General features: G+C 65.9%; 12 protein-coding genes. 8 read left to right on the plus strand and 4 right to left on the minus strand.

Features of this window, described 5'->3' with window-relative positions; translation table 11 throughout:
• Positions 1 to 121: 121 nt before the first annotated feature.
• Positions 122 to 1,948 carry a glutamine--fructose-6-phosphate transaminase (isomerizing) gene (gene glmS, locus J6500_RS00595; protein WP_225710732.1) on the minus strand — a complete coding sequence of 609 codons (1,827 nt, stop codon included), beginning with the start codon at positions 1,946 to 1,948 and terminating at the stop codon, positions 122 to 124.
• A gap of 175 nt (positions 1,949 to 2,123) precedes the next feature.
• Positions 2,124 to 6,941 carry an autotransporter-associated beta strand repeat-containing protein gene (locus J6500_RS00600; protein ID WP_283842870.1) on the minus strand — a complete coding sequence of 1,606 codons (4,818 nt, stop codon included), beginning with the start codon at positions 6,939 to 6,941 and terminating at the stop codon, positions 2,124 to 2,126.
• 105 nt (positions 6,942 to 7,046) lie between these two features.
• Here J6500_RS00600 and J6500_RS00615 point away from each other — a divergent pair, with 105 nt between their 5' ends.
• Positions 7,047 to 7,793 carry a hypothetical protein gene (locus tag J6500_RS00615; RefSeq protein ID WP_225710733.1) on the plus strand — a complete coding sequence of 249 codons (747 nt, stop codon included), beginning with the start codon at positions 7,047 to 7,049 and terminating at the stop codon, positions 7,791 to 7,793.
• A gap of 92 nt (positions 7,794 to 7,885) precedes the next feature.
• Here J6500_RS00615 and J6500_RS00620 read toward each other — a convergent pair whose 3' ends face one another.
• Positions 7,886 to 8,152 (minus strand): hypothetical protein, encoded by a 267-nt coding sequence (locus J6500_RS00620; RefSeq protein ID WP_225710734.1) that lies wholly within the window; start codon positions 8,150 to 8,152, stop codon positions 7,886 to 7,888.
• A gap of 253 nt (positions 8,153 to 8,405) precedes the next feature.
• On the opposite strand from J6500_RS00620, the gene J6500_RS00625 reads away from it, so the two are divergent.
• The 6 genes from J6500_RS00625 to J6500_RS00650 are packed head-to-tail and all read left to right on the plus strand — an operon-like array spanning position 8,406 to position 9,957.
• A complete protein-coding gene (locus J6500_RS00625) occupies positions 8,406 to 8,747 on the plus strand; it encodes a DUF2267 domain-containing protein (RefSeq protein ID WP_312018185.1) in 342 nt (113 codons plus the stop codon).
• Positions 8,748 to 8,792: 45 nt separating this feature from the next.
• Positions 8,793 to 8,975 carry a hypothetical protein gene (locus J6500_RS00630; protein WP_225710735.1) on the plus strand — a complete coding sequence of 61 codons (183 nt, stop codon included), beginning with the start codon at positions 8,793 to 8,795 and terminating at the stop codon, positions 8,973 to 8,975.
• Positions 8,976 to 8,984: 9 nt separating this feature from the next.
• The gene (locus tag J6500_RS00635; protein ID WP_225710736.1) at positions 8,985 to 9,179 is read left to right on the plus strand and encodes a hypothetical protein; all 195 of its coding nucleotides are present in this window, start codon (positions 8,985 to 8,987) and stop codon (positions 9,177 to 9,179) included.
• A gap of 4 nt (positions 9,180 to 9,183) precedes the next feature.
• The gene (locus J6500_RS00640; protein WP_225710737.1) at positions 9,184 to 9,411 is read left to right on the plus strand and encodes a hypothetical protein; all 228 of its coding nucleotides are present in this window, start codon (positions 9,184 to 9,186) and stop codon (positions 9,409 to 9,411) included.
• Positions 9,412 to 9,428: 17 nt separating this feature from the next.
• Entirely contained in the window at positions 9,429 to 9,692 is a 264-nt protein-coding gene (locus J6500_RS00645) for a hypothetical protein (protein ID WP_225710738.1), read from the plus strand.
• A 34-nt stretch (positions 9,693 to 9,726) separates the two neighbouring features.
• Entirely contained in the window at positions 9,727 to 9,957 is a 231-nt protein-coding gene (locus tag J6500_RS00650; protein ID WP_225710739.1) for a hypothetical protein, read from the plus strand.
• Between the two features lie 226 nt (positions 9,958 to 10,183).
• On the opposite strand, the gene glmU is transcribed toward J6500_RS00650, so the two are convergent.
• A complete protein-coding gene (glmU, locus tag J6500_RS00655) occupies positions 10,184 to 11,542 on the minus strand; it encodes a bifunctional UDP-N-acetylglucosamine diphosphorylase/glucosamine-1-phosphate N-acetyltransferase GlmU (RefSeq protein ID WP_225710740.1) in 1,359 nt (452 codons plus the stop codon).
• A gap of 170 nt (positions 11,543 to 11,712) precedes the next feature.
• Between glmU and J6500_RS00660 the strand changes: the two genes are divergently transcribed.
• Positions 11,713 to 12,969 (plus strand): hypothetical protein, encoded by a 1,257-nt coding sequence (locus J6500_RS00660; RefSeq protein WP_225710741.1) that lies wholly within the window; start codon positions 11,713 to 11,715, stop codon positions 12,967 to 12,969.
• Positions 12,970 to 13,064: the final 95 nt, after the last annotated feature.

Raw genomic sequence — 13,064 nt, forward strand, 5'->3', positions numbered from 1 at the left:
CAGCGGCTTCCGGAAAAGATCATGCGCAAACAACAGACTAAAGCGCGCTTCTGATCGCGCCCCAGACAGCTATGCCATCCTAGCAGCTTTTTGAAGAGCTGCGTGATGTCGTCACTTGCGACTATTCGACCGTGACGGATTTCGCCAGATTCCGCGGCTGATCGACGTCGGTGCCCATGACGACGGCGGTATGATAGGCGAGCAGTTGCACCGGCACGGCATAGACGATCGGCGCGAAGGTCGCCCCCATGTCGGGCATCACGATCGTCACCAGCGACTGGATGGTCGCCTCCGCCGCGCCCTTGGCGTCGGTCATCAGGATGATCTTGCCGCCACGGGCGGCGACCTCCTGCATGTTGGAGACGGTCTTCTCGAACACCTTGTCGTAGGGCGCGATCACCACGACCGGCATGTGCTCGTCGATCAGCGCGATCGGGCCGTGCTTGAGCTCGCCGGCGGCGTAGCCCTCGGCATGGATGTAGGAGATTTCCTTCAGCTTCAGCGCGCCTTCGAGCGCCAGCGGATAGGAGGTGCCGCGGCCGAGATAGAGCACGTCGCGCGATTTCGAGATCTCGCGTGCCAGCTTCTCGATATGGACTTCGGTGGTTAGCGCTTCCGACATCAGTCGCGGAATCTCGACCAGCGAGTGCACCAGCTTGCTCTCGTCCTCGGCGGACAGCTCGCCGCGCGCCTTGCCGGCGGCGACCGCGAGCGAGGCCAGCACCATCAGCTGGCAGGTGAACGCCTTGGTCGAGGCGACGCCGATCTCGGGGCCGGCCAGCGTCTGCAGCACGGTCTCGCTCTCGCGCGCGATCGTCGAGGTCGGCACGTTGACGACCGAGAGCGTGTGCGCGCCCTGCGCCTTGGCATAGCGCAGCGCCGCCAGCGTGTCGGCGGTCTCGCCGGACTGCGAGATGAAGATGGCAAGGTCGCCCTTGCGCAGCGGCGCCTCGCGGTAGCGGAATTCGGAGGCGACATCGAGCTCGACCGGCAGCCGCGCCAGCCGCTCCAGCCAGTATTTTGCGACGAAGCCGGCATAGCTCGCGGTGCCGCAGGCGGTGATCGAGACGCGCTGGATATCCTTGAAGTCGAACGGCAGCTTGACCGGCATGGTGACGCGTTCGGTCGCCATGTCGACATAACGCGCGAGCGTATGCCCGACCACCTCCGGCTGCTCGTGGATTTCCTTGGCCATGAAGTGGCGATAGTTGGCCTTGTCGACCAGCGCCGTCGCCGTCAGGTGCTTGATCGCCTCGCGATGGACGATGGCGTTGTCCTTGTCGAAGATGGTGGCGCCCTTGCGGTTCAGCACCACCCAGTCGCCGTCCTCGAGATAGCTGATCGTGTCGGTGAACGGCCCGAGCGCGATCGCATCCGAGCCGAGATACATCTCGCCGTCGCCATGCCCGATCGCAAGCGGCGGGCCGTTGCGGGCGCCGATCATCAGATCGTCCTCGCCCTCGAAGATGAAGCCGAGCGCGAAGGCGCCGCGCAGCCGCGACAGCACGGCCCTCACCGCCTCGACCGGCGCAACGCCGCCCTTCAGCAGGTTGTCGACGAGGTGCACCACGACCTCGGTGTCGGTCTCGGTTGAGAACACCGTGCCCTTGGCCTCGAGTTCCTCGCGCAGCTCGCGGAAATTCTCGATGATGCCGTTATGCACCACGGCGACGCGCTCGGTGGCATGCGGATGCGCATTGTTCTCGGTCGGCCGGCCGTGGGTGGCCCAGCGGGTGTGGCCGATGCCGGTATGGCCGCCGAGCGGCTTGGCCTCGAGCCGGGCCTCAAGATTCTTCAGCTTGCCCTCGGCGCGGCGCCGCGCCAGGGAGCCGTTCTCGAGCGTGGCTACTCCGGCGGAATCATAGCCGCGGTATTCGAGCCGCTTGAGCGAATCCACCAATTGCTCCGCGACCGGAGCGCGTCCAAGAATGCCGACGATGCCGCACATGCGGTTCAATGTCCCCAAATCGCCGAAAATTTGCCAAGGCGGCGACACGGTCCCTTAACGGGAATCGCCGGCCGCACGATACTCAATAATTATTGCGGATTGCGACAGTCTTAAGCGGCGAGATCGATGCGAAAGGCTGGTTAATTCGGGCTAACCATGGTCGCGTAGGCGCTCCTCACCACGCGTAGCGCACGACGCCCTTGCCGGCATAGGAGCGCGTCACGTTGGAGAACTCACCCTCGAAAGTCGCTGCCGCCGCCCAGCCGTTCAGCCATTTCATCTCGGCCGCGCCGGTGACGAGCGCGGAGTCCGATGCCTGTGCCGCACCGTTCACCACGAAACTGGCGCCCGGCAGCGCCTGGAACGTCGCGGCGATATTGCGATCGGGATTGAAGTCGTGCGCCCAGGCGGCGCGGCCGCGCAGCGTCAGAATGGCGTCCGGCATCGCGAACGACTTGTCGGTGCGCAGGCCGAGCTCGCTGCGGCTGTCGGTCACGCTCCTGGCGGCGTAGCCGAGCGCAAACGCGCCGCCCCCGGAGATGACCGTCTCGGCGTAGCTCGGCAGATCGAACGTCGTGAATTGAGCGGCGGCGTAAGGCGTCAGGCCGATCCACGGCGCAGCGAACCGGTAGCCCCCCTCGAGCCGGCCGGACCACGCATTGGCCTTGAACTCGGCGCGCAGCCGGTCGGGGCCGGCGACCGTCACGGTGCGGTCGGTGGTGATGTCCTGCCAACCATAGGCCAGCGCGCCTGAGAGGTAGGTCGCGCCGACATTGTGCCGGATGAAGGCGCCGGCCTGGAACAGGTCGGAGCGGCCACCGCCGAGATTGTTGACACTGAAATTGGTGCCGCCACCGGCGATGGCAAAGCCGGCCAGCGTGCGTGGCGACAAGCGGTAGTCGGCGCCGACGGCGGTGCCATAGATGCTGCTCGTCGTGTTGGTCGATCCGGCCACGGTATTGCCGCCGGTCTGCTGCGAGCCGCCGTAGCCGGCCGCCCACACGCTCCAGCGCTGGTCGAAGGACGGCGCGAGCGACGGTGCCTTGCGGTACATCGCGGCACGGGCATCGCGCTCGCTCCGCGAACCGCCGCGCGCGGCATAGGCCAGCACATCCTCGTCGGTGAACGCACTCGGGTTGCTGCCCGCCCCGACCGGATCGCCGCGCCCCGCCACGAACGGATCGGTGATCAAGCCCAGGAACAGGTCCATCGCCTTGAACGTGGTCTGCTGCGCGGCGGTCGCGCCCTCGCCCGACGCCTCGGTGAGGCCGGCCGGCGTCAGGGTGCCGTAGACCATCGGGATGCCGCCGGTGCTGTTGAAGAAATTGACCAGCGTATTGGCGACCGCCTGCTGGTTGAGGTTGAGACCGCTGCCGAAACACGGCGGCGTGAAGCTCAGCGTCAGATTGAGATAGGCGTTGCTCGCATCGTAGCTCAGGCTCGGCGTGAAGCCCGACGGCAGGTTGGTATTGACCAGCGAGGAGAACGTGCCGATCACACTGCCGGCGCTGACGATGGTGTATCGCTTCTCCACATAGCTGCCCGGCGCGAACGCCGCAGTCACCGCTGCGCCGCCGAGCGTCGCCGTACCGGTGACATTGGTGAGCGATGAGGCCACTGGATTGAGCATCACCAGATACTGCGCCGCCGACTGGAAGACGAGATTGCCCGTCACCGTCGTCGACGCGCCCGGCGTGCCGTTGCCAGGTGCGAAGGTGCCGCCATTGACGGCAAGGCCGGCGATCGAACCGGTACCGGTCAGCACGCCGCCGTTGATGACAGCGCCGCCGTTGAACGCGCCGTCGTTGACCACCGTGCCGCCGCTGGACGTGATCAGTCCGGACACCGTCGCGCCGGCATCGTTGGCGAACGCGCCTGCGTTCGTGATCGAACCGGTCCAGGTTCCTGCGTTGCGGATCGTCGCGCCGTTGTCGAGCACATTGCCCGTCCAGGTGGCGCCAGCCGCATTGAAGATGACGCCGGCGCCGTGGTTGCTGGAGACGTCGGCATTGTAGATCAGATTGTTGGTGACGTTGCCCGCATTGTCGAGCGCATCATCGATGCGGCCGTTATTGACGATGACTGCGCCGGCGCGATTGAGAAGGCCGCCGCCGGCATTCAGAAAGCCGCCGGCATCGACGACGATGCCGCCGCCCCCCGCCCGGGTGCCGGAGTTCGCAAGCTGACCCGTCACGGTGTAGATGGCACCATTCAACACGTGCAGGAGCGACGTCGCCGCGGAATTGGTGAATGTGTTGTCGCTGGTTACGGCACCACCGACGACGAAGGCGCCGCCGTTGTTATTCACGGCACCGTTGAACGCTCCGCCGTTCGCATTGATCGTTCCGCTGTTCGTCGTTCCGCCGCTGGTCGAACCGGCCGTCTGGGTGTACGTGCCGGAGTCATTAATCAGGCCGCCGGCAACGGTTCCGCTCGTGGTCATGATGGCGCGCAGACCATTGAACACGGCGCCGTTGAGCACACCATTGTTCGTTGCACTGCCTGAATTCTGCAGGATTCCGGATACGATTCCGCCCGACGAATTCCTGAACGTCCCGCTGTTGGCGACGTTACCTGCCGCCAGCGTGCCAGCGCTGCCCGCTATGCTGCCGGAATTATCCAGTTCTGCCCCGGGCGAAACCAGAATGTTGGATGTAATCCCGCCACCTGCGGCGATGATCAATGTGCCAGCCGTGACCGACGAAACACCCGTGTAGGTGTTTGCACCCGAGAGGGTCATGGTGCCGGTGCCGCCCTTGGCAAAACCGCCGGTGCCGAACATGACGCCGGAATAGGTGGTCGAAGTGTTGTTGCCTCCAACCGTCAGGATGGCGTTGCCGAGGCCGATGTTGCCGCTGCCGGCCAGCGAACCTATCGCCTGATTGAATCCACCGAGATCAAGCATGCCGCCGCCATTGACGGTCGTCGCGCTGGCGGCGCTGAACGCGTTGGCGTTGGCGGCCCGCAGGGTTGCGCCATTGTTGACCGTGGTCGCGCCGGTATAGCCGTTCGTGCCGGACAGCAAGGTCGTGCCGCCGTTGGCGCTCAAGCTCATGCTGCCGCTGACGTCGACGATGAACCCGCCGCCTGACGTGACCGCACCTGCCAGCGTGCCGTTGCCCAGCGTGCCACCAGTGAGCGCCACATTGTTGATAGTCTGCGCGAAGCCACCGAGATTGAGCGTGCCGCCGGCATCGACCGCGGTCGCGCTGAACCTGCTGAACGTGCCGGCCGCGCCGGCCATCAGCGTGCCGGCCACAACATGCGTGGCACCGGTGTAGTTGTTGGCCCCCGCCAGGGTGAGGGTACCAGCGCCGACCTTGGTCAGCGCCAGCTCGGCAATGGGAGACTGCGTGATCTGGCCGGAGAATGTAGTCGACGAACCATCCTGCCCCGTCGTGAGCGTTGCGTTCCGGCTTGCGGTGACCGTTCCACCCGAACCCGGCATGGCATCCGCCAACGAGCCTATCGTGGCTGCCGAGGTATCGAGGTTGAGCGTCGCGCCGCTTGCGACACGAAAGGCCGAGTTCGCTGACAAGCCAGTGTTCGAAATTGCGTAGAGCGTACCGCTGGTAACCTGCGTTGCCCCGAAATAATCATTGTTGCCGCCAAGTGAGACAAACTGTGTTGCCGCGACCGTAAGCCCGCCGGCGCCGGTGATGTTTCCAGTCAAGATGAAACCGGTCCCACCGTCCTTCACGGTGCCGCCTGGCGCGTTGAGTTGTACCGAATTAGTCAAAACCGAATTGAAGCCCGTGGCGTTGACCAGCGTCCCTCCGTTGAAGCTGACCGCCCCGCTGCCCAGCGCGTCGACATTCTGGGCGGTGGCGTGTGCGACTTCCAGCGTGCCCGCATTGATGCTGGTTCCACCGGAATAGGTGTTGACGCCTGACAGCGTGACGGTGCCCGCGCCACTCTTGGAAACCGACCCGTTCCCGGTGATGGTGTTTCCAACGCTTGTATTCGCAACCGTGGTGCTGAGGTCCAGCACGCCGGTCACCGCGACATTGCCGATCAGGCCGGAGGTCGCGCCACCAAACCGCAGCGAGTTGACACCGCCGGTGAAGGTGACCGCGTCGGCACGGGTGACGCCATCGCCGCTGATGCCGCCGAAGATTGAACCGCTGTTGACGATATTGAGGTTGGCGCCGATGACGCCGGCGCCACCTGCACCAGCATTGCCGTCCGCGCCATTGGAGCCGGCCGCACCCTTGGCCCCACCCGAGCCGCCTTCGATGACGCCGGTGTTGGTGAGGTTGCCACCAGCCGCAAAGCTGACACCGACGCCGCCAGTGCCGCCATCACCGCCCGCGCCGCCGAAGAGCGGACCACCACCGCCTGCGCCACCCGCACCACCGACGCCACCAATGACGTTGCCGTTATTGACGAGAGTGGCGCCTCCAGTGAAGTCGATGCCGTCGCCGCCGCCGCCACCGCCCCCGCCATCACCGCCGGTCGAGCCCACGGGAAATGCGCCGCCGCCACCACCACCATTGCTGCCAGATCCGGCCAGCACGGTTGTTCCAGAGTTGACGGTGAAGCTGCCGCCAGCAGAGAGCACGCCTCCGCCACCCGCACCACCTCCACCGCCACCGCCACCAAACGAGATCGGGCCGCTCGTCCCGTCCTGGCCGCCTGTACCACCACCGCCCGTAGCGTTTCCGATCACGCCGCCGACCGGATTGACCAAGCCGTAGCTGCCGCCGTTGCCGCCATTGCCACCGGTTCCTCCGGTGCCTCCCGGCCCACCGAGGCCCCCCGCGCCGCCTGCGCCGGTTATCACGCTGGCTGCACCGCCTCCGCCGCCGCTGCTGCCGGTTCCGTTCGCAGCCGGGCTGGTACCTGTGCCGCCCGCACCGCCGGTCGATGCCGCGGCGGCGCCCCCGGTGCCGCCGACCGCCTCCGCCGAAGCTGGGGTGCTGAGGAAGAGCGACGTACCGGCGAGCAGCGCCGCGATGGTCACGGAATCGCGCGCGCGGTTCGGCCTAGGCATTGCAAAATCCAATTTCAAACAATTCCAATCTGGCGATAACTATACGCCCGAAAACATGGAGACCATCGCTAGGCATGCTCGTCGCCCGTCGATTTGGGCAGTGGTGTGATCGCCAGGCAACAACCGGACGTCAACCCACCCATAACCCGTTTCGGCGAGCCTTCCCGCGCTCGGCGATGGCCGATGCAAGCTGCGCAACTCGACGTCCTCGACACGCCGCGCGAGCTGGCCTTTGATCGTCTGACCTCGCTCTGCCGCAAGACCTTCCGCGTGCCGATGTCGACGCTGACCTTCATCGACGGGCACCGGCAATGGGTCTCGCCCGGCCAATGCTTCGACAACATGCTGCGCAACGCGGATTGGCGATGTACGGCGCCAAGCAGGCCTCCCGCAATCAGGCGCTGGCCTGGGTCGACCCGGCGCCGTCGATTGCGCCAACCGCACGGCGTGTTCAAGGCCGGCGCGATCAGCTTCAGCGCCGGCCACTCAACGCTCAGCTGCACCGTGCGCGGCCTGTCGCGCGACAGCGCGACGCTCGAGGTGACGTCGACAGCAGGCATTCCCGAACAGTTCAAGCTGGCAATATCAGCCGATGCGCTGTCACGCGCCTGCCCGAATCACGGCGAAGGCCGACGACCGGATCGAGGTTGCTTCGCACGAGTCCGATCAGGCTGCACGGCGCTCGCGCTCGGCCAGTGCGGCCTCTATCCTCTGCACGATTGCCGCCGTCGGCTGCCCTTCGCGCTGCAGACGGCGAAGCTGGTTCCAGAGACGGATGATGCTTCGATCTATCTCGGCGTTGTCGGTATCCATCTCGCCACCCGCGGTCATATCAGTCATGACCGAATGTGAACGAAGCAGGAACAGTTCGCAAGCCCCAGATGTCAGTCCCCGGGCGACCAGCGAAGCCTTGCGTTCGGAGCAACTGCGGTACGGCCCGAACCTCACGCGTTCTCGTACCCACAGATCCCTTGACCGTTCAGGGTCTCGCATTCGCTGATGTATCGCTCATACTCCCCGATGGCGCGGTTCGCCATGCGGATCTTGTTGGTCTGGCCCTGCTCGACCATCGCGGCCAGATGCTGCGCGAGAAACACGCAGATCTCGAATTCATCGCGGATCGCACCCGTACGCAAGAGATAATCGTACGCGATCTCGTAGGCTTCGCTGGCCGCCGGTTCACGGAAGTCGCTGAAGATGATGTGCGTCATGATTGGCAAGGCTGGATCCGCGCACAGCGTTCCTATGCGAGAAGTTGGTCGTCGCAATTGTGGTTTCAGCGACAGATCACTCTGTGTCGGCGTTAGGAACGGCGACGCGCGGCTTCTGTTGTGGGTCGATATGAGACGCGCAGGAGAATGCTCATGAGTTCCAGCGCCGTTCCGGTCTTCGACCGGACTCACGCACGTCTGGCTGAACGAGGTCGGCGAAGAGCTCGGAACGGACGACCAGCTATCGTGGCGTGTGCTGTCCGCAGCACTGCATGCCATCCGTGATCGGCTCCCGGTCGGCCTCGCCGCGCATCTCGGCTCGCAGCTGCCGCTGCTGGTCCGCGGCGCCTACTATGATCAGTTCCGTCCCTCCGAATTGCCGAAGCGGACGCGTTCCCGGGACGAGTTTCTCGAGACGATCGAGCAGGAGCTACACTTCTCGCGGCCGGTAAATGTGGAGGACGCGCTGCGCACCGTGTTCCACGTACTGTCACGGCACCTAACGGCTGGCGAGGTCGGCAATGTCAGGGACGCACTGCCTGAGGAGGTCCGGGCCTCGTGGGATCAGAAACCTCCTCCTGTTGGGCGCGCCTGACCGAACTAGAGGCCTGCCTAAACGAGGAAAACGAGGAGAAGCCTCATGACCAAGATGCCGCCAGTTCCGCCGGCCAACCAGAGCCACAAGGGAACGGGAGACGACAAGCAGCCGAAGCCTGGCGTGGGTACGCCAGGCGGGCCCCACGCTGAAAATCCCGATCAGCAGGGACAGCAAGCCAACATCAAGCAGAACACCACCAACCAAGGCTATCAGCAGGATCGTTGAGGGACCGTCATGTCGACATCCACCAAGACGCCGAAAACCATTCGCCAGGGAGGTCCGGGTGCCTCGCACGAGAACGCCCAGGCTCCTCTGGAGATCAAGAAGCCGCCGGCCGATGACCCGCACCGCAAGCACAGCCGCGTTTCCGGCGGCGGCGGAGAGCGCGATCGCCATCACACGCACGATCCCGACCAGAAAGGCAACTAGCGCCATGAGCAACAAGCAGCCCAAGCCGAAGCGCCCGAGCGCCAAGGATTTTCGCGACAATCCGCTGATCGGCGCGTCGAAAGGCGCGACCATGGCCGGCGCATCGAACGAGGACATCGACGAATTGCGCGGCGCGAACACACTCGAGGGCGATCTCGATAACGACGTGAACGCAGCCGGCGGCATCGATAAGGCGGTCGCAAGGAGCGGCACGCATCGGCCGCACCGCTGACGAAATGGAGAAGCGTCATGCCAGGCAGGAAGACACATGAACAGCAGCAACGCAGGTTCGAGCGCAAGGCCGACGTCCCGGATGCGCGCGAGGTCGAACAAGCCTCGGGCCGCAATCCAGAGGACCATGCGGTCCACGTGCCGCGGCGAGAGGCGCGACAGAGCGAATTTCCGGTAAGCCGGCGCGGCCTCAACCAGGAAAGCGACCACAACAAGCACAACGACGCCGGGCAGCGCGGCCATGCGCCGATCAAGCCTTCGGCGGCACAGCAGAAGCATTGAGCGGGCAAGGCTCGCGAGCGAGGGAGGTTACATCATGCCAGGCGGACATGGCAGCAAGACGCAATTTCGATCCGGGATGCACGCCAAGGGCGACGGTAGCGGCGCTCGCACCGATATTCCGAAGGACAAGATCGGCGACAACATGGTGCTGTCGAACCGCGACAAGGGCCAGCATTCGGACAGCCGCGGCAAGGACGGCAAGTCCATCCAGACCGACCAGTACCAGGATCACGCGGCGAACCGGCTCGTGGAGGATGACGAATAACAGGACGGCGTGACACGGGAGACAGTCCTTGTCCGGCGCTCCGTTTGGGGCCGCTGGCCTCGGTCGCGAGCCTGTAGCCTTCATCCCTTGAAGCAGATCAATAACACCCGGCATTCTGGGGAGCGCGCCCCTTGTGCGCGCCTCCAAGGAATCGGTTCGGCTTTCGGCTGTTGGGCCTCGATCCGCTGCGCGGGCACCTCGGGACGAGGAGAACGCGAACGCGTCTTCACTTCGCCTTGGCGGCCTTCGCCTTCAGCTTCACCTCGCGGTAGCGCGCGGCGCCGCCTTCGCGGATCATCTGCTGAGCGCGCTCCACCGACAGCGCGTCGTCGGGCACGTCCTTGGTGATGACAGAGCCCGAACCGATATAGGCGCCCTTGCCGATCTTGACCGGTGCCACCAGCGACGAGTTGGTGCCGACGAAGGCGCCCTCGCCGATCAGGGTCTTGTGTTTCAGGAAGCCGTCATAGTTGCAGGTGATGGTGCCGGCGCCGAGATTGGAATTGGCGCCGACATGGGCGTCGCCGACATACGACAGGTGGTTCACCTTGACGCCGGCCTCGAGCGTCGCCGCCTTGGTCTCGACGAAATTGCCGATCCGCGCGCCGTCGCCGAGCGATGTGCCGGGCCGCAGCCGCGCATAGGGACCGACCGAGACCTTCTTGCCGATGCTGGCCTCGACGATGTGCGAGAAGGAATGGATCACGGCGCCGTCGTCGATCGAGACACCGGGGCCGATCACCACGAACGGCTCAATGGTGACGTCCTTGCCGAACCTGGTGTCGGCCGCGAGATAGACGGTGTCGGGCGCAATCAGCGTCACGCCGGCCTCGAGCGCGGCCTTGCGCAGGCGCGCCTGCATCACGGCCTCGGCCTCCGCGAGCTGCGCTTTGGTGTTGATGCCGCGCACTTCGTCTTCGCTGGTTTCGATCACGACAGCCTCCAGTCCGAGATCCCTGACGATGCCGACGGCGTCGGTCAGATAATATTCACCCTTGGCATTGGCGTTGCCGATCTTCTCGATGATCGATAGCGCCGTCTTGCCGTCGAACGCCATCACGCCGGCATTGCACAGCGTGATCCTGCGCTCTTCCGCGCTGGCGTCGACCTGCTCGCGGATCGCAATCAATCTGCCATTCTCAACCACCAGCCGGCCATAGCCGGTCGGGTCGGCGGCATGGAAGCCGAGCACCGCAAGCGCCGCGCCCTGCCGGAGTGGCGCGCGCATCCGCGCAAAGGTCTCGGCCGAGATCAGCGGCGTGTCGCCGAATGCGACCAGGAGATCGTCGGCGCCGCGGGCGATCGCCTCGCGCGCGGCAAGCACCGCATGGGCGGTGCCGAGCCGCTCGCGCTGCACGAAGATCTGCGCATCGGAACGCACCCGGCGCGCCTCGTTGGCGACGGCCTCATGATCCGGACCGATCACCACCGCGAGCTGCGATCCCTCGCCGGCCGCCGCGGCGCCCAGCACGTGCGCGAGCAGCGACTGTCCCGCGACCTGGTGCAGCACCTTCGGCAGCGCCGAGCGCATGCGCGTGCCCTCGCCGGCCGCAAGCACCACCGTCAGGCTCGATCGTGCAGTCATTCGCAATCCTCAAAATCTCGCGCAGCATTCTGCGCCGGGCCGTCTTAATTGTTTTCCCCGGGAGAAGAAACCGATTCGCCTCGGTGACGGCCCGGATTCAAGTTCCCGGTCGATTTCCTGTTAATCTTTACCCTGTGATTCGGCGGGCCTTGAGGAGGGCCAAGCGCGCGTTGGCCAAGGATACCGACAAGCTTGCGGCGGATATCGACGCTGAAGGCGGCGGCCTGCTGGCCGAGGAGGAGGCGTTCGACCGCCGCCTGCTGTGGCGGCTCGGCTCGTGGGGCCTCGGCGCGGTCGGCGCCGTGACGATCGCCGTGATGGCAAACCAGTCGGCATTGACGTTGAAGCGCGACCAGGTCGCGGCCGCCGACATCGCGCGCCAGGCCCAGCAGTTGCAGACGCTGGCGAAAGAAAGCCACAATGAGACGCGCCGGCTCGCCGCGGCGATCGATACGCTGAACGGCGACCGCGACCGGCTCTACTCGCGCGTCACCACGCTGGAGCAAGGCCTCGATTTCGTGACCGGCACGATCGCCAAGCAGGACCGGGCGCCTCTGCCGGCAGCAACGACCATGGCCGCGGCACCTGCCTTGTCGGCGGCCCCCGCCAGCGCGCCGCCCGTCGTCCAGGCGCCCGCCCCCGTCCCGGTAGCGGCCACGGCGCCGCCCGGGGCACCGGACAAGCCTGCGCCGCCCGATAAAGCATCCGCCGACAGCAAGCCATCCGGACCAGCTGAGACGGCCGCCGAAAAGAAATCCGCCGCGCCAAGTGCGAGCCCGGCCGCCGACGAGGCCAAGGCTGCCGCGCCGGCGCCGCCGGCTGTGCCGGTCGCCGACAGACCGATGATCGCGATGGCTGAGCCCGCGGCCAGCAAGCCGCTTGAGCCGGTCAAGCCGCCGACCGCGCGCGATGTATCCGCCGCACCCATCGCACCGCTGGTGGTCGCCCCCGACCCGGATTCCGAACTCGAGGACGATGCCGTCCCGCCGAAAGCGATCCAGCGTACCGAGTTCGGCATCGATCTCGGTACCGCGAACTCGGTCAATGGGCTGCGGGCGCTGTGGCGCGGGCTGCTCAAGTCGAAGGCCAACGCGCCGCTGGCGGCGCTGCGCCCGATCATCGTGATCAAGGAAAACACCAACGGGCTCGGCATGCAGCTCCGCCTGGTGGCCGGGCCGCTGAACGATGCCGGGACCGCGGCCAAGATCTGCGCCGGCCTCAGCCTCAACCAGCGGACCTGCGAGACCGCGATCTACGACGGCCAGCGGCTCTCCTTGAAGGCCGACGATCCGCCTGCTCCGAGCCGGCCGGCGCACCGGCGGGCCGCGCCGCGGCGTGCCGTCGCGCCGCCGCCACCGCCGGTCGCCGAGGAGAAGAAGCCGGAGCCCGCGACATTCTCCTCGATGTTCCGGCGGAACAGCCAATGATCAGGCGCAGCAAAGCGTTGCGGCCACACTTTCAACCGGTTTCGCTGCTTAAGGCGTGAGCTTGTCCTGCGTCGCTTTCCCGACCATAGTGCCGC

Origin of the sequence: Bradyrhizobium semiaridum (assembly GCF_020329505.1) — a bacterium.
Classification (GTDB): domain Bacteria; phylum Pseudomonadota; class Alphaproteobacteria; order Rhizobiales; family Xanthobacteraceae; genus Bradyrhizobium; species Bradyrhizobium semiaridum.